The 18,180-nt window shown below is 42.0% G+C and carries 13 protein-coding genes; 2 read left to right on the plus strand and 11 right to left on the minus strand.

Features of this window, described 5'->3' with window-relative positions:
- Positions 1-33: 33 nt before the first annotated feature.
- Complete coding sequence (locus ACFS6H_RS05610; RefSeq protein ID WP_386096120.1) at positions 34-1,278, plus strand: hypothetical protein; 1,245 nt, start codon at positions 34-36, stop codon at positions 1,276-1,278.
- A gap of 246 nt (positions 1,279-1,524) precedes the next feature.
- Here the strand turns inward: ACFS6H_RS05610 and ACFS6H_RS05615 are convergent, their stop codons facing one another.
- From ACFS6H_RS05615 to ACFS6H_RS05630, 4 genes are all read right to left on the minus strand, one after another.
- Positions 1,525-1,950: a hypothetical protein gene (locus ACFS6H_RS05615; RefSeq protein WP_386096122.1), complete on the minus strand. Its 426-nt coding sequence runs from the start codon at positions 1,948-1,950 to the stop codon at positions 1,525-1,527.
- Between the two features lie 53 nt (positions 1,951-2,003).
- Positions 2,004-3,506, minus strand: a complete 1,503-nt coding sequence (locus tag ACFS6H_RS05620; RefSeq protein ID WP_386096124.1) for a TPM domain-containing protein — start codon at positions 3,504-3,506, stop codon at positions 2,004-2,006.
- A gap of 48 nt (positions 3,507-3,554) precedes the next feature.
- Positions 3,555-4,010 (minus strand): SRPBCC family protein, encoded by a 456-nt coding sequence (locus ACFS6H_RS05625; protein ID WP_386096126.1) that lies wholly within the window; start codon positions 4,008-4,010, stop codon positions 3,555-3,557.
- 102 nt (positions 4,011-4,112) lie between these two features.
- Positions 4,113-4,514 carry a hypothetical protein gene (locus ACFS6H_RS05630; protein ID WP_386096128.1) on the minus strand — a complete coding sequence of 134 codons (402 nt, stop codon included), beginning with the start codon at positions 4,512-4,514 and terminating at the stop codon, positions 4,113-4,115.
- A gap of 96 nt (positions 4,515-4,610) precedes the next feature.
- Here ACFS6H_RS05630 and ACFS6H_RS05635 point away from each other — a divergent pair, with 96 nt between their 5' ends.
- Positions 4,611-5,195 carry a transposase gene (locus ACFS6H_RS05635; RefSeq protein ID WP_386096130.1) on the plus strand — a complete coding sequence of 195 codons (585 nt, stop codon included), beginning with the start codon at positions 4,611-4,613 and terminating at the stop codon, positions 5,193-5,195.
- Between the two features lie 224 nt (positions 5,196-5,419).
- On the opposite strand, the gene ACFS6H_RS05640 is transcribed toward ACFS6H_RS05635, so the two are convergent.
- The 7 genes from ACFS6H_RS05640 to ACFS6H_RS05670 all read right to left on the minus strand — a co-directional run bounded on the left by ACFS6H_RS05640 (position 5,420) and on the right by ACFS6H_RS05670 (position 17,561).
- The gene (locus ACFS6H_RS05640; protein ID WP_386096132.1) at positions 5,420-7,885 is read right to left on the minus strand and encodes a TonB-dependent receptor domain-containing protein; all 2,466 of its coding nucleotides are present in this window, start codon (positions 7,883-7,885) and stop codon (positions 5,420-5,422) included.
- 115 nt (positions 7,886-8,000) lie between these two features.
- A complete protein-coding gene (locus ACFS6H_RS05645) occupies positions 8,001-10,433 on the minus strand; it encodes a TonB-dependent receptor domain-containing protein (protein WP_386096134.1) in 2,433 nt (810 codons plus the stop codon).
- A gap of 240 nt (positions 10,434-10,673) precedes the next feature.
- A complete protein-coding gene (locus ACFS6H_RS05650) occupies positions 10,674-11,309 on the minus strand; it encodes a response regulator transcription factor (RefSeq protein ID WP_386096136.1) in 636 nt (211 codons plus the stop codon).
- A gap of 20 nt (positions 11,310-11,329) precedes the next feature.
- The gene (locus tag ACFS6H_RS05655) at positions 11,330-12,094 is read right to left on the minus strand and encodes a hypothetical protein (protein ID WP_386096138.1); all 765 of its coding nucleotides are present in this window, start codon (positions 12,092-12,094) and stop codon (positions 11,330-11,332) included.
- 29 nt (positions 12,095-12,123) lie between these two features.
- On the minus strand, positions 12,124-15,090 hold the full coding sequence (locus ACFS6H_RS05660; protein WP_386096140.1) for a ligand-binding sensor domain-containing protein: 2,967 nt from the start codon (positions 15,088-15,090) through the stop codon (positions 12,124-12,126).
- Between the two features lie 277 nt (positions 15,091-15,367).
- Positions 15,368-16,477 carry a carboxylate-amine ligase gene (locus ACFS6H_RS05665; protein WP_386096142.1) on the minus strand — a complete coding sequence of 370 codons (1,110 nt, stop codon included), beginning with the start codon at positions 16,475-16,477 and terminating at the stop codon, positions 15,368-15,370.
- Positions 16,478-16,607: 130 nt separating this feature from the next.
- Positions 16,608-17,561 (minus strand): ATP-grasp domain-containing protein, encoded by a 954-nt coding sequence (locus tag ACFS6H_RS05670; protein WP_386096144.1) that lies wholly within the window; start codon positions 17,559-17,561, stop codon positions 16,608-16,610.
- Positions 17,562-18,180: the final 619 nt, after the last annotated feature.

Consider the following 18,180-nt stretch of genomic DNA (forward strand, 5'->3'; position numbering starts at 1 on the left):
GAATTTTTATAAAAAACTAGTTATCAGTTTATTATGGTTCTTATCAAGAATGGGAAAGAAGAGATTGTTTATTTGCTGACAAAAGTGATAGAAAAGTTTCAACACGAAACCGGTAGCGAAGTTGTGCAAAATACAAACCGGAAGAACTATGAAGGGATAGCTGTTTTTTTAAGTGATATCAGTAATAAACTGCCTGAAAATCATACGAACTGGGAAACGGAGGAATATACTGCCCGAAAAGGCGATGACCAACTGGACTATCCTTACCGGAAATTTGATATCACCGGGGGGCAAATAAAAGATGCGTTAAATGGTATTGTCAATAACCCGCGGCCTTACTTAATTGATGCCTGTTATGTGTATTTATATGGTGTTGGGCGTAAAGGGTTTGAAAAAAATCCGGTCGATCCATTCCTGGTAGAAGGGCAGGGGGAAGCAGCGCCTGCCGCAGCATTGGCTCCCGGTTCTAAGGACCAGGATTTAGAAAGCCAGATCAAAAAGCTGGAATCCGGCAACCAGCAGAAAAAACAGAAAATAATGATGCTGGCCGGATTGGTATTACTGTTAATAGCGGCCTCCTGTTTCCTCTATGTTCAAAAAAACAAAAGCGAAAAAGAGCTGGCGGTACTAAAACAGGATATGAGCCTGTTACCATACCAGCCCAGCCAGGCCGAAATAGATAGCCTGGAAGGTATCTGGTTATGTTATACCGGCTCGCCGCAGGCCCGTATTTCTTACAGCGATCGTTTTCATAAAGTGGTTTCCAACCTCATTGAAATTACCTATAAAAATGGCTACTTTATCTATAACCGGTATGGCGCCAGTTTCGATCATACCGGTTATATGCAATTCGAGTCACCGGGTATTGTATCTATTTATTCCCGTATAAAAAATAAAACAGGCGCCATCGAATCTCCCCGGCATTCCTTAATGAATATTTATAGTGGTACACATTATATACCGGCCATTTCAGCTTCCTGGAATTTTGATATAGGTGATAAAAATAAAATTGTAGGCATTCGCGAAGTGTACCAGAAAATAGGGAAAGGAGGGCAGGTTCATGAAATTCTTAACCAGGTGGAAAATGCCAGTTGTCAATGTAAGATCATCAATTGGGAAAAGCCCGATAACACGCTGCAGGTCTTTCACCTGAAAAACCACCCGCTGGAAACAGTGATGCCAGCCGAGATCCAGGCGTTGATCGATGAAAAAAGTATTCTCCTGAACCAGCCTGACAGTACGGTTATTTTAAGCCAGCCAAAAAATAAGGATAAGTAACCGGCAAGTATAAGTTGTTTTAATAGCAGGGGCTGTCATCTTCCGGTCCCTTCATCAGCTGTAGTTCCGGCTTTCCGTTATATACCTCCCGCTGGTCGGTATGCCACTGCAATCCGGCAGCCCTTGTACTAATTACTTTGAGGGGTAAGATATTGATTTGACTGAGCCATGAGGTATATGCGCTGAGTCCCCTGTGGGATACAGGTATAATAAGCAAGTGGTTCTTTTATTTGCAGCTGGTTTTTTCTAAAGCCATCTGAATATGGTAACTATACCCGTGATAGTTGCAATGACCAAAAAAATAAAGAGAACAATACAACCAACTGGCATTATTTTATCTACAATGTTCGGTTTCTTATTTTCCGTTACAGGTAATTTCTCTTTTTCAAAAACAGGCTGTATATATTGTAGAGATATTTGAGAATTGTCTTCAATCCACGGTTCATCGTGGTTGAGTATTATAATGCTTTCGGGGCCATCTTGTATGGAATCGTCAATTTTTCTGGATGCTTTTAATAATTGAATGGCAAATAATTCAAGCCCTTCTCTATTTGCCTTTATATAACAGTCTTCCATCCGGGTATCTAATGGCAGGATGGCAAAAGTTGCTTTTTCCTTGAGTTCTTCTTCATTAAATTGTTGAATGAAGTGTGCTGTATGGTTGTTTGTCAATTTCTATTTTTTATTTGGAGTAGTATCTTTTCATAAACAATAGGGCAAATTGATTACCAGCTACTACCGCTACCGCCACCTCCGGAACTACCGCCGCCCCAACTGCTGCCCCCGGAACCGGATGAACCCGATGAGCCCGATGAGCCGGATGAGGAACTGGACCGCTGTTTGCGAGGTATGGTATAACGTACTTTATTTTCGTATTGGCAGTATCCACAATGGTAGGTCTTTTCTCCTTCACCGCTGCTATCATATGTAGCGGCATAAATAGTACGGTCCGATATCATGTCATAAGCCACCGTATCACATTTAGGGCAAGCTTCATATTTTGAGAATAATTCGTAGCGAAAAATTTGTTGTTCATCAGCGTGTTCTGCTTTCCATACGTCATAGTCAACTGAGTTCATTCCTTCTTCATACACCTGGTTTGGCTTAAGGTAAACATCGTCAGCTTCTTCGTTCAGTTTTGACATAGGTTTACCATCGCTGCTATAAACAGGCTGGTTGCGTACCTGCTCAATGATACCGGCAATTTGTTTATGAAACAACAAAGTGGGGAATGGGAAAATATATTGTAAAAAGGTTGGTACCGTTAATTTATGTAAGCGTATATTTTTATAGGTTTCTACCCGGTCAGTAAACAGCAGGTGGGCCGAACGGCTATGTTTTAGTATAGCCTGCACTTTAACCAGTTGCTTGATCATGAACATCAGGTAGACAGCAATGGCCAGTTGCCAGAACCTGTCATATATGGACCCCAGAAGAATTGCAACAATAAAAACTACATTAATGAGAAACTGTGTGAACTGGTACCTAAGCGTTCTGAAACTGTTACTCTCATTGAGGCTGGCTTTTGCCAGGATAAGTTTTTTAACAATAAAATAAATGAATAAAACGGTAATGATGATCAGTAAAACCGGTACGGTATTGATCTTTTGGGTACTACTGTTATTATAGGTATCGGCATAAGGAATAACATGGTTATCGGGAGCGGATGGGGCTTCGTATCCCGCATCACCATTTACGGGTTCCTCCTGTTTTAAAACAGCAATTACCTGTTGTACCCCGGCAATAACACAATTATCATAATCCCCGCTTTTTGCATAAGGAACCATATAGCGTTCCTGGATCTGTTTGGTAAGAATATCGGTTAAGGTAGATTCTAGACCATAGCCCACTTCAAATTCCATGCGGCGTTGATTTACCACCAATAATATGAGAAGACCGTTATTCTTATCTTTTTTACCAATGCCCCAATGCCGGAACAGGGAAGTTGCAAAATCCTTTGGTGTTTTATCATTTTGAATATCTTTCACTACCACTACAGCTACCTGGTCGGTGGTACTGTTTTCCAGGTCTTTCAACGAATTATTGATGGTTGTTACAATAGAATCATGGAGAATACCGTCGGGATTGCTGACATAATTCCAGCTGGGTGAAGCTTTTGGATCGGGGATGTCTGTGTACTTCCATTTTCGTTGTGCTATCAGTGTATTGCAGCAAAATAACAATAACAGGAAAACTGTTGTACCGGTTATGCGGCAGTGTTTATTCATACTTTACAATTCGGGAATAAAGATAGGAAAACGGTGGATGGTCACCATCTAGCTTTTTAGTTTAAGGAACTTATCTCTCACCAGGTTCAATTCAATACCATGTTCCAGGTAGGCTTTTAACCCATCTAATACCGTTGTAAAGCCGCCGGTATTGTTACCGATCGCTGCCAGTAATTCATCCCCGGTTTCATGAAACCCATAGTTTTTAATAACTACATAAGTAGTATCATTACTTAACGCCGTAAAAATAAAATCTACAGTTGTCGCAGGCTTGCCCCATTCAATAGTTATTTGTTGATCAGGTACGATGGTTTTCACTTCTATATTATCAGAAACATGATACATCTCCCATTCCCATTTTACGGTTTTACCTGTTTCCAGTTTACCGCTTGATTTGGTGAACCAGAATTTAGTCGTAATGGCCGGGTCAATAAATGCCTGGAAAACCTCGCTGGCCGGTTTACGGATCATCATCTGGCATTCTACGGTTGGAATATTTTTCATATGCTTAAATGTTTTAATAAATGGCTTTGATCAAATAATAATTACATGAATGAAAGTATAAAAATATTCTCAGTCTAGTCTTCCACAGGAGGCTTTTAGCGCCTAAGTATTTATAGTCAGAAGATCATTTAGCTCAGGTTTAGAATATTCTCCAATAGCATGAAGTTGATACTGAAAAATATTTTGCAGCTCTCGTTCTAAAATCTCTTCCCTGGATTTTTGCTTGCTTTCCATATTGCCAAAACTTAAATAAAAAACTATTGTCGATTCGCTTGCGAATACTTTTTGTATATCTGTAGTATGGTTGAATATCACTCTCTTTATTACTTTCCATTCTTTACCTGATGTTAGAGATTTTATAATACTGCCTTCGCCAAGGCCATTCATCGTATGCTGTAAATCAGCAATTATACCTGCCGAACTTAGATTAAAACTGTTAATAACATGTATAGTATTGTGAATGCTCATCTGGATAGGAACTCGTATGATTGTTTTATTAATCAAATATATACATTGTTTAATATTTGCATCCTTGTTTCTCAGTTGGGTCTCCCGCAGGGGACCCGGCGTTGATAACCGCGGAAAGATGTAAATTTAATTATGCCAACCAAAAGAGAAATACCTGAAAGTGAAGGTGTCTTTTTTATAACTTTTACCAACTATCAATGGAGGCCCCTGATCGCCATTTGTAATGGATATGATATAGTGTATAACTGGTTTGATTATTTAAAAGACCAGGGACATTATATATTGGGCTATGTGATTATGCCGAATCATGTACATGTACTGATTGCCTTCAAAAATTGTAATAAGTCGCTTAATACGATAGTTGGAAATGGTAAAAGATTTATGGCCTATGCTATTGTAAGCAGATTACAGGAGATGAAGCAGGACATACTCTTATCTGAATTGTCTGGGGCGGTTTCCGGAAAAGAAAAGGAGCGCAATAAAAAACATGAAATATGGGAGCCTTCTTTTGATTGGAAGGAGTGCAGGAATAATGTTTTTATATTACAAAAGCTGAATTATATACATGATAATCCGTGTAAAGGGAAGTGGAGCCTGGTTAATGCTCCGTATGAATATCAACATAGTTCTGCCGGCTTTTATATTACCGGGCATCATACCACTTATGCGGTACTCAATTATTTTGAATTAGGAGATATTGATTTGACTAAATTATGATGTTATACGCTGAGTCCCCTGCGGGAGACTCAGCTGAGAACAAATGCACCATATGGGTAACAACATAATTCTGGCGGCTTTTATATTACCGGGCAGCATACTACTTACCCGGTACTCAATTATTTTGAATTAGGGGATATTGATCTGGCTAGGCCATGATGTATATAAACTGAGTCCCCTGCGCGGGAAACTCAGCTGAGAACTTCTTTATTAACATGATCCGGTTAATTACTCGCTGCTCTCTGCCTTTCTTCTTCGGCGCCGCTGGTTCTCCGCCTGGAAGCGGCAACTTTGTTATTGCCAAATCGCCAGGTAAAAGAAAGTGTGGCCACCCTGGATTCTCTTTCCACTTTAAAAGTTTCGCTATAATCCCTGAAACTGGTGGTAGCACGGGAAACCTGGGTATAAAAAATATCGGAGATATTGAAACGTACCGTGCCTTTACCTTTTAAGATTGTTTTTTGCGCACCAATGGCCAGCTGACCAACCGGGCGCACCTTCATAAAGCCATATACTTCGGCTGCACGATAAACACCGGTCAACTCGGCCGAATATCCTTTTTTACCAATGGTAAAACTGTTATTGGTGTTGATGTTAAAGTTTACATTGCCGTTGCGCAGGTTCGTGTTGGCCAGATTACCCTTATACAAACCGTAATATACATTCACATTGTTCACACTGTTCCACCAGGGAGTAACCTGTATCGGCGCCGATATATTAATGCCGTAAAACTCAAACTGTGCCAGGTTCCGATCGGTCTGGATCGTGATCTTATCTTCTTCTTCGGAAGGGAAAATAACCTGCGTTATATTTTCTTTGGTAATGGAATACAAAAGGGTGGTGGTGATACGTTGGTTATAGGTATGCGACAGCTCAAAGGAATAAGTATATTGCGGACGCAGATAAGGATTGCCTTCGCTATAGGTGGTATTATTGATAAAGAATTTAAAAGGGTTTAACTGCCGGTAGTTGGGGCGGTTTAACCGGCGGCTTACCGAAAGCCCTAATTCATGTTTAGGCGCCAGTTTGTAATTAACAAAAAGACTGGGAAAGAGGTTGACATAACTGCTGTCAAATTTTTGATTGGTGGCCAGCTGGTTACCTTTAATACCAGTATGCTCCACCCTTAAACCTCCCTGGAAATTAAAACGATTTAATTCCTTACTGAAAGAAAGATAGGCTGCATTAATATTTTCATCGTAAATAAAATGATTGCTTTGGTTAGGGTCAAAAACAGGACTGCCACTACTGGCATCATAATAGGCCAGGTCATTATCGGCACGTACCAGGCTGCTTTTTACACCCAATTCCAGCTTGGCTTTTTTAGGGAACATTTTTATGTAATCGGCTTTCACTGATTGAATATTCAGATGACCGTCTATATCGCCCAGTAAAATATAATCATCCTGTATCTTGTTCTGGTTATTATCGTAAAACGCTGTCCTGAAATCCTGGTTGGTATTATTGCCAAAACGGGCATAATCTATATCCACATTCAGTTCACTGCCCAGGGAGTCGAACTTATGTTTCAGGTTGGCGTTGATGCCATAATTAAACCAGTGGTCTTTATTGGAACTGAAGTTTTTGTCTACCCCCACCAGGTTATAATTGTTATTCAATACATTGGAATTGGTATTTCCTCGGGAATGAAACTGGTTGCTCACCCCGTTTAATACTATACCTACTATTGTTTTATCCGATAAAGAATAGTCGGCACCTATACGGGCAGTATGATTTTTAAAAGGAAAAGTGATGAAATTATCCTGGTCAAATACACCGTCGGGTTGGCCATCTTTAAAAAACTCCCGGTACAAGGTCAGGTGACTAAAAGCTTTACGATAGGCAAAATTATAATTGCCGAAGAGGTTCAGCTTTTTATTACGGTGGTTGAAAGTGATACCCTGTCCTGTTTTAGGATAACGCCCCTGGCCATAACTGGCGGTAAGGGTTCCGTTAGTACCCAGCCGCTGGTCTTTCTTCATTACTATATTAATAATGCCCGAATTGCCGGCTGCATCATAACGGGAAGAAGGGTTACTGATCAGTTCTATTTTTTCAATGGCATTCGCCGGCAACCCTCTCAGGTAATTACCCAGGTCTGCGCCGGAGATGACAGAAGGCTTACCATTGATCATGACCATAACACCCGGTCGGCCTTTCATGCTGATATTATCGTTATTGTCAATCACCACACCCGGGGCTTTTTCCAAAACCTCGAAAGCCGAACTACCAGCAGCGGTAATGCTGCTCTGTACATTTATTACCAGTTTATCCAGTTGCCTTTCTATAAAAGGTTTCTTAGCGGCCACTACCACTTCATTCATCTGGGTTGTTTTAGCCGTTAATACAATGGTGGACAGATCGTGGTGTAAGTGTTCGGCAGTTAGCCGGAAGGAAGCAGAGTAGTACATGTTCAGTCCCGCAGCAGTAACACTGACAAAATATTCGCCCGTTTTCAGGCCTTCCATCTCTGCGATGCCCGATTCATTGGCGATGGCCGTTTTTTTCAACAGGGAATCTTTTGCCTGTAATAAGGATACGGTGGCGGACGATACCGGTTCCAGTTTTTCATTCACCAATTTCAACCTGACAGAACCACGCTCATTCTGCTGGGCGATAAGATTATGATTACTTACAAAGAAAACTATTACAATGAATGTAACCTTTATGATGCTATAAACGACTTTCATGTTCTATACTTTTATTCAGGAGCAAGGTAGAGCAATGCATTTCAGTACTTATCCCCCCTTATGGGGGATATGGATAAACGGTTATAATTGTATGTGAATGCGGAAGCGCATTAACTTAACCGGCCCTTCTTTTTTCATCTTCTACACCCGTAGTACGTTGCCTTGCTTTGGTTACAGTGTTCTTACCAAAACGGTGTGTAAAGGAAAGTGTTAGTACCCTTGAATCCCAGGTACGGTCGGTAAAGAAATCCATGTTCTGGTAATTCACTACCACGGCTACCCGGTTGGTATAAAAAACATCAGTAAGGGCCAGTTTAAAAGTGGAGTTCCTGTTCTTTGATAATTTTTGAATGCCGACAGATGCCTGTGCAATATTGCGGATAACAAACAGGCCCCATGCATTTTTTGCCTGGTAAAAACCGTTCAGCTCTGCGCTCCAGCCTTTATCACCCATGCGGAAAGAGGAATTTAATCTTGCATCCCAGGAGAAAAAGTCATTGGTAAGGTTGCCGCCCTGGAAAGGACTTTCATATTTGTTCCAGAACATATTGACGCTTAGCGAGGCATTCATCCATTTTTTAATAGTAACCGGAATAAAAGTACCCAGGCTTACAATATAAAAATCCTGCAGGTTGGCCGGTGCCTGGTAAGAAATCCGGGTATTATCGTCCTGTACAAATACATCGGTGATCACATCTTTACTGCGCGAAAAGTTAAGCGTGGTTATGTATTTTCCTTTAAACGTATGGCTTAACTCATAGGCATTGGTGAACACGGGTTTCAGTGCCGGATCGCCTACTACATAAGTATAAGGGTCTACAAATATGCGGAAGGGGTTTAATTGCCGGTAGCTCGGGCGGTCAATGCGCCTGGTATAGGAAACGGAGAGCTGGTGTTGATCCGATAGTTTCTGGTTAACGGTAAGGCTGGGAAACCAGTTTACATATGAACGGGAAAAATGCTCACCGGTAGTGATCTGGTCGCCCCTAGTGCTGGTATGTTCCATGCGCAAGCCAGCCTGTATATCTGTTTTAGTAAACTCTTTTGCGAGCATGGCATATGCAGCATTTACATTCTCTTTATACAAAAAATGATTGGAACGCTCCGGGTCAAACTCCGCATTACCGTTAACCACATCATAAAAATTCACTTCCGCATCCGTCTCTACCAGGCTTGATTTTATACCGGCTTCCAGTTTAAGGGTTTTGGAAAAGGGATGTATGTAATCTGCTTTCAATGATTTTACGGTGATCAAACCACGTTGATCCGTATTCAGGCGGTTATCGTTTAGTAATACATCATCCTTATTAACGTTCTGGTTAAAAACATCCTGCCGGGTAGTGGCCCTGAAACGTCCGAAATCAATATCTGCAGTCAGTTCACGGCCGGAACTGTCAAAACTGTGCTTAATATTAAAATTGCCAAAGCCGTTAAACCGTTTTTCATTTAACTGAATGGCCGTTTTGGTCAGGTAATCAATTTCACCATCAGGGTAAGTGATCACCGAATTGGTGCTGCCATCCCTTTCATTCTTATTCCAGTTAAAATTGAACATCGCTCCAATGATTGTTTGCTTACCCATGTAATAATCTACGCCCACGCGGCTGTTATTACTCATGATGGGTTGTTTGATAAAGGAGGTCTGGTCAAATATGGATACCGGCTTTCTGTCGGCATCAAAAAATTTACGGTTAATATAAAACCGAGTAAACAATTGTGGCTGCGAATAAGAATGTGATCCGAAAATATTCCAGTTCTTTTTCCTGAAATTAAGGTTAATACTGGCATTGGGTTTGGCATAACGGCCCTGCCCGTAACTCAATGCCAGGCTGCCATTCAATCCCTGTCGCTGGTCTTTCTTAAATTTTATATTAATAATACCGGCATTCCCGGCTGCATCGTATCGGGCCGAGGGGCTGGTAATGATTTCAATGGATTGAATGGTAGATGCCGGAATGCCACGCAGGTAAGTGATCAGGTCGGCCCCGGAAAGTGGTGAAGGTTTACCATCTATCATCACAATTACCCCGGACTTTCCTTTAATATTAATGGAGCTTTCCTGGTTAACCACCACACCCGGTGAACGCTCCAACACTTCCAGCACCGAATTACCTGCCGCCACAATACTGTTTTCTACATTTACCACCATGCGGTCCAGCTTACGTTCTATAAAAGGCTTTTGTGATACTACAGTAACTTCGCCCATTGCGGCAGTACTAATTGTCAACGTGATATTATTAAGCCGGATATCATTGTTTTTATCATCAATACTAAAGGGGGACGAAAAGTATTTGCCATAACCCGTATTGGTAATACGCAATAGATATTTTCCCTGTTTGATCCCTTCCATCTCTATTCCGCCTTCCTTATTCGAAAAATCAGCTTTTACCAATATAGAATCTTTAGCGCTTAACAGGGAAACGGTAGCGCCGTCAATGGCGTTGCCCATATTGTCTACCACACGTCCGGATAGCTTTCCGGTGCTTTGAGCATACGTAAAGAAATTGCTTAACAATAAAAAACAAAGGAGGGTAATATATTTCAACATAATGATAAGGTTTTACGGTAAAGCGTTTTATTGCCGGTATGTGAATGAAAGGTTTACCAGCTGTAGTACCACTGGCATCGTTCCTTGCGTCGCACATTTCGGCTGCAGGAACAGATAGCAACAAGCTATCGTCCCTTATGTAAAACTATTATCAGGCGTAGCAGTAAACATCCCCCTTTATGGGGGATTTGGATGAATGGTCATACCGTGTTTTCGGTGGAAAGGTGGTAGTGCGGTTGGTCAGATAAACTTGTTTTCCCTGGCAGCCCTGATGGCTTCTTCTTTTGAATGTACATCCAGTTTGTGGTAGATATTTTTGATATGTGTTTTGATGGTCTCGGCATCTACATGCAGTTCATCGGCAATGGACTTCCTGCTTTTGCCTTCGGCTATATGTTTGAGTACTTCGGTTTCTCTTTTAGATAAAGGGGAATCTATATTCTTTCGAAAGGAGTTCATTACCAGCCTGGCTACATTGGCGCTCATAGCCCCGCCGGAGGCGATCACATCTTTAATAGCTAATAATATCCTTTCAGCGGGTGTATTCTTCGTGAGATAACCGGCCGCACCGTTATTCAGGGCTTTAAAAATAATCTCCTCCTGCTCATGAACGGTCAGCATTACAATATGTACTCCGGGTAATAATTTTTTAATGGCTGGTATGGCATCCACACCTGATATACCAGGCAGGGTTATATCCAGCAAAATAACATCCGGTGCATCTTGGGCCAGGTTTGGAGCTGCCGCTTCAATAGAAGAATAAGTGTTTACAACCTGTATTTCCTCCTGGCCATCAAAAAGGTACTCATAACTTTTCCGGATGGTGGCATCATCCTCTATCAGTACCAGTAATATGGTTGTATTTTTTTGATCCATGTATAGGCTGTTGAGCGGGTTTATTTTTTCAGGTATGACAGTATATTACCTGTTATATACTTACGTTCTTCCTCACTGGCATCATTATCCATATGACTATGATTGATATTGGTGAATTGGATCGTCATATTATATTGTTTGATTTCTGCTTCACCGGGTAACACCTGCTCATCGGCAGGATAGTCATTGGATCGTAAACTGAAAACCTGTGGCTTTTTTGTCCTGGGTAATTGCATTCGCCGGTTATCCAGTGTGATCAGTTTATGCACCAGCCCGGGATGCCGGTGTGTGAACAATGCTGCCATGTCACCACCGTTGGAATGGCCAATTACTGCCAGTTGATCATAATGGAGGGCAGGATAAGTTGCCTTGATCTTATCCAGTACATAATAGATGTTTTCAGCTCCTCTTTGCCAGTTCGGCATCCTTGTTTCACGGATATTGCCGGTTGTGGGCAGCAACTCATCGGTAGGTAATTCATGCTGGATACTGATAACAAAATAACCTTTCGCGGCTAAAAATTCTGTCAGGTAAGAATAAAGAAGGTAGTCTCCACCCTGGTTGGCGCCATACCCATGGTTAAAGATAACCGGGATATTGTTAGCCTGCTGTTTATCAACGGGCTGATAAATGGCCACCGGTATTTCCCTTTTCCTGTTTTCATCTACATACCGCAGGGTATCCGGTTGTATAACGGATTGAGTTTCCTTTGTCATTTGTGTATGCCTGCTCACACATTGTGTAAAGAGTAAACCTGATAAAAACAAGAGAAAAATTTGTTTCATAATAATAGCGCCTTACAGGCTAATAGTTTTTAATATTTATTTATTAAAGGTATCCGAACGGTTAATTGTGTGCCTTGATTGATTTTGCTGTCAACCGTAAAACTCCCGTTTAATCTTTCTGCCCGGTTTTTCATATTTACCAGGCCGCTTCCTCTGCCGGGAACATTATCATCAAGGCCCTTACCATCATCCTGCATCAGCAAGGTAAGCATGGGTTTATCGTATATGGCTTTTATATGCACTTCTTTGGCAGACGCATGTTTAATAATATTATTCATGGCTTCTTTTACGATCATGATAAGATTGCGGTTATAGTCCGGTGGAAGCTCAACGGTATTCATTTCAGGCAAAAGGCCATCCATGGAAAACTTTATGCCTGTATATTGAAACAGGTCGTGACACAGGTATTCTATACGTTCCAACACTTCCAGTAAATTATCACTGTCGGGTTTTAATGACCAGATAATGTCCCGGGCATCGGTGTATAAGGCCGCTGCATTTTCTTTAATGGCTATCGCTAATGCCATCGTTTCTTCTTCTTTGTTATCCAGTTTTTTCTCCAATACACCGGCCAGTAATCCTATCCGGGTGAGTTTATTCCCCACTTCATCATGAAAGTCTTCAGCTGTTTTCATACGCATCCGTTGCTGTTCTTCTTGTTTTACTTTTTCCAGGTCAGCCGCTCTTTTTCTTTTCCATTGCATACGGAAATATTGAATGCTGATACCCAGTAATACCAGGCTTACTATGGCCAATACCCGGAACCAGGCGGACTCGTAAAAAGGAGGGTGGATGGTAAATGTATAGTGGAGGGGAGTACACCATTCGCCATTACCGGCCCTGGCCCTTAGCAGTAAAGTATATTTACCTGGTGACAAGGATGAGAAACTAACGCTGTTATACATGGAAGGGGCTGACCAGCCTGTATCGCTGCCTTGCAGGTAATACTGGTAACTGATATCATCTGCCGCTCCGAAATTGATGGCTATGAAATCAAAACTAAGATTGTGCTGATCATGTGTCAGGTTAAGCGAAGCAGGTATGGTATACCATTGGTCGTTGCTATTAACTGAACCTGTGTCCCGCAGGGGTTTACCAAAAAGGTTGACAGATTGCAAAAGCACTTCCTGTACACCGGCGGGTGGTACTGTACTGTTTTCACGGTATACAAAAACACCACTGGTGGTACCATAATAGATAGCGCTATCGGCTGTTTCCAGGAAAGCATTCTTATTGGCTTCCATACCAAACATTCCCTGCGATTTACCAAAGCGTTCAACAGACCGGATATGATGGTCCTTTGTTATGGTAATAGCGGCCAGGCCATAACCTGTACCCACCCAATACCTGTCTTTACTGTCACGGAAAAGACTGTACACAACGTTAGAGGGCAGGCCGTCTTCTTTGGTGATGGTGGTAAGGATGGTATCTTTTTCTTTGTTCCAGATAAGAATGCCATCACCATTGGTCTGTAACCAGTAGTTTTTATCCTTATCCTGCATCATACCCGTTACCTGTTTTTCTTTGAAAAGGGGAAGTTTTGAGGCGGGGTATATACTGTCTGTTTTGTTTATCAGAAACAAACCCTCGCCGGTAGCTACCAATACCTCATCGCCAGCTGGCGCAAATCCCCAGGTAATGCCTGTGGTTTTTACAGGCTGGTACCTGTAATTTTCTATATATCCAAAGCCGGTTGACGCCGCTACCCATAATCTTTTATGAACATCGGTAAACAGCTCACCAATAGCAGCCTTATTTACCAGCGCTTCGTTATTATAACAGGGAATAAATTGTTTCCCATTATAATACAAAGCACCGCCCCGGTACGTACCTATCCAGTACCGTCCGTTCCCGTCCATGGCGGCCGACATAACCTGTAATCCATTTGCCGGTATCTGTGGATAAGGAGTAATACGACCCTTCTCCAAACTAACCACTCCTCCGTATGTGGCTATCCATATCCTTTGCCCGTCTTTTACCAGTGACATGGCAACCGGATCGGGTAAACCGCTGGCTTCGTTATAAAAAGTAAACCTGTCACCCGAATACCGGAAAATGCCTTGCCCGTCTGATGCGATCCAGGTATTATTTTCCCTGTCGCAAAAAATAAACTGTGTGCGTGCATCCGTAAAACCATTTTTTTTCTGAAAGTAAATAAGTGTCCGGTCAGGTTTTACCAGGTATGTGCCGCTGGCACTGCCCAGCCATAGATTGCCCTGCTTATCATTGGCTAATGCCGTAATGGTTGTTTCGTCCCAGCCCTGTGATTGCAATAAGGTATCCGGGATAATGCTTTGTCCGTTGCTGCGATAGATGCCTTTGTTGGTAAGAATAACTGCTCCTGCATGGTTAACCAGCAGGCGCCTTACCCTTAAGTTGTTTTTGTCTGTACCCGTGAAGGTAATATTAGTCCATCCTTTTTTATCCAGTATAAAAATACCTTTGTTCAATGTGCCGCACCATAATATTCCTGAAGGATGTACCCCTATGGCCGTGATGACAATGGAGGAGTCCGCAGCTGGCAATACTCTTTCCGCTTTATGATTGTTCAGCTTAAAGAGTTTACCTCTTGCCAATGCGTATAGGCTGCCTGTTGAATCGGCAACCAACTGGCCTACAATATTATCCCTGGCTTCCAGGTTTAAAGTAGCCGTAACAAATTTTTTTCCATTGTAAAAAGAGAGCCCTTTGTCAGTACCAAACCACATATTGCCTTTGTTATCGCAGGCCAATGAAATGACAATATTGGATGGCAGTCCTTCCTTGGTAGTAAAATGTACAAATCGTTTTCCGTCGTAACGGGAAACGCCCCCCTGGGTACTTATCCATAAATGGCCCTGTTTATCCTGGGTAATGCCGCCTGCCTGTGATTGTATTAACCCTTCGTTGACAGAAAGGTTAAAGAAATTATATTGTTGTGCATACAGCTTTCCAGCCAGTGTAAACATACACAGGAGCAACAACGATACAGTACCATTGTATATGCTTGTACGCATAAGAAAAGACTAAGACTTTGCTGATTGAATAACTAAGGTAAAACTATCCGGAAATTGTTATTTACCATTTATAAAAAAGGACAAGCTAAATTATTCCTGGCTGGGTCTAGAGCGGAAGACCCGGCTGAGAAGCTGAATAGTATTCCTGCAGCTGAAGAGTGCGACGCAACGACAGCTGATAGTAGTAATGTGGCCGGTTACATAATAAGACATAAAAAAACCGGAGTATAAACATACCACCGGTTACCTTAATCATAGCAAACAATCAACAAAAGCGTTATAGCCCGGCTAAAAAGTTGCTGCTTACATAATCCACAACCGAGCTCAGGTTGCGGCTTTGTTCGTAAACGGCTAATTGCCTGTCGGCGCCGGTACCATGTTCCAATATCTTATGAACGTATTGTACCCGGTGGCGGCTGCCAAGATGGTCCAATACGGGATCAATAAAATCTAATAATTCATAAATAAGCGCACGGGTATTTACTTCTTCTTCTTTACCAAAGTCAATTAAATAACCGTCAATACCATAGCGGCTGGCACGCCATTTATTTTCGTTCAGTAAAGGGCGGGAGTATTGCATAAAGTTCAGGTTTTTACTGCGCAGCATATAGATGCGTGCACATACGGCCTGAAATAATGCTGCCATCGCAATGGTCTCATCCACGGTCATGGGTATATCGCAGATGCGGAACTCAACCGTATTAAAGAAAGGATGCACCCTCAGGTCCCACCATATCTTTTTGGCATTATCAATACAATTGGTTTTGATCAGCAGCTTGACATAGTTGTCATAAGCCTCTATGCTTTCAAATGCATCGGGTATGCCGGTACGCGGAAATTTATCAAATACTTTGGTGCGGAAAGATTTATAGCCTGTGCTCCGTCCCTCCCAGAAAGGAGAGTTAGTACTTAAGGCATAAATATGTGGTAAAAAATAACGGGTGCTGTTGGCAATATGGTTGGCCATTTCACGGGTTTCCATACCTACGTGTACGTGCAGACCAAAAATTAAGTTACTGCGTGCCGCCTCCTGTAATTCGTTTACAATTTCGCTGTAACGCACGTGGTCGGTTATCAGCTGGCTTTCCCAATGGCTGAACGGGTGTGTACCCGATGCGCCCATGGCCAGTCCCAGGCTATCGGCAATGCCGGCAATGGTGGTACGCAGGGTCGATACATCACGGAATGCTTCATCCACATCCTGGCAGATATCGGTACCCACTTCCACAACAGCCTGGTGCATCTCGGCTTTCACTTTATCCTTGATCACTTTTTGTCCTTCCTGGACAATTTTTTGTTCATGACTTTTCAATTCCTTCGTCACGGGATCTAAAACCATGTATTCCTCTTCTACACCTACGGTAAAAGTTTTATAGTTTAATGTCATAACAGTTGATGGTGTTATTAAAATATCAGGTAGCTGCTTGTTTACGGTTCAATGTATGGTTGGTTCATAGATCATGGTTAATGGATCATAGATGATTCACATGCACCATGATCTATGAACAATAAACTAATTACTGTAATGGGGCTTTGGCGCTGGAACGTTTTACATAATCGCCCCAGGTGAGGTTGTCAACGCCATCTACCTGTGCCAGCGCTTTTTCAATGGCATAATTGGCTGAGGTCTCTACCACCCATTCAAAATTCTCTTCACCTACACTGGTTCTTTCTGCATCCGGCGCAGGGTTACAAAAATCAATGGCATAAGGCACACCATTACGTACGGCCAGTTCTACGGTATTAAAATCGTAGCCCAGGTAGCGGTTTATTTTTAAAACAATATCCGTCATCTCTTGTAACTTCTCCGGCGTAGGCGCAAAATCAGCCACATAACGCAGGTGATGCGGGTTGCGTGGCTCATAGGGCATGATGCGTACGTATTTGCCGCCGATGCAGTAACAACGGTAGTATTCTTCAAACACAATTTCCTCCTGTAACAACATAACCAGTTGCCCGGTTTCGCTGTGTTTGCGGAAAAAATCATCGGCGCTGTCCAACCGGTAAACGTGTTTCCAGCCGCCCCCCGCAAAGGGTTTCATATATGCCGGGAAACCAACATAATTAAAAATGCTTTCCCAGTCCATGGGGTAGGCCAGGTTACTGAATGATTCATTAGACGTATCGTCCGGCAGATCGCGTGAAGGGATGATCGCTGTTTTAGGAACCGGTACACCTACCTGGGTCATTAAACAGTTATTAAAGTATTTATCGTCAGCGCTCCACCAGAAAGGATTGTTGATAACGGCGGTGCCTGTAACGGCAGCATTCTTTAACCAGGTACGGTAAAACGGCACATCCTGGGAAATACGGTCAATAATAACAGCATAACCACTGCTAACGCCCTGCATGGCTTTATTAATACTCACCGGTTCGGCAATAATGCCATCAATATTTTTGCTATTTACCCGGGCAACAAATGCTTCGGGAAAAGAACGTTCCTTACCATGTAATACTCCAATTTTCTTCATAGTTGTTAAGCTGTTTTGATTTTTTTAAAAAGCCGTTAGCATCCTGAACGCATCCATTAAAGGCGGCTTTCCAAATATATTTTTTCGGCTGCACATAAACAAATAATAAATTATACAGGTAAAAAGGCCTCTTTGCCGGGTATTTGGGGATTAAAACAAGCATGGGAACCATAATACCGGGCTATTAAGTAATAAAACCATTGGGTGGGACATATAATGATAATTGTCAAAAAAGTAGCCAGGCCATGCATCATTAAAATACATTCAAAAAAGTATAACGGAGCCTGGGTGTGATCAGGGGAGCAATGAAAAAACTTTGTGTTGCATTATACATAACCATACCTGTAAAATTGCAGCGACTTAATAAATATACATAGGGTTAAAAATAAAAAGCAGACAGTGCAGGAAAGTTAGTCTATAAAACACTTATAGTTTTATAGTCATACTATAACGATTTTTTTATTGCCATATGTTTACTCTTAATCCGGGGTCTCATGCCCCTTTACACGACTGTGTTCCCCTGCGTCATTCTTTCGTTCAGCATACGACAATCATTAAAGATCGGTTTATCCGGAACGATGTTCCTGCACACCTGATTACCATTTACCACCAGTAATGT

The organism is Terrimonas rubra (assembly GCF_042686025.1).
GTDB classification, from domain to species: Bacteria; Bacteroidota; Bacteroidia; order Chitinophagales; family Chitinophagaceae; genus Terrimonas; species Terrimonas rubra.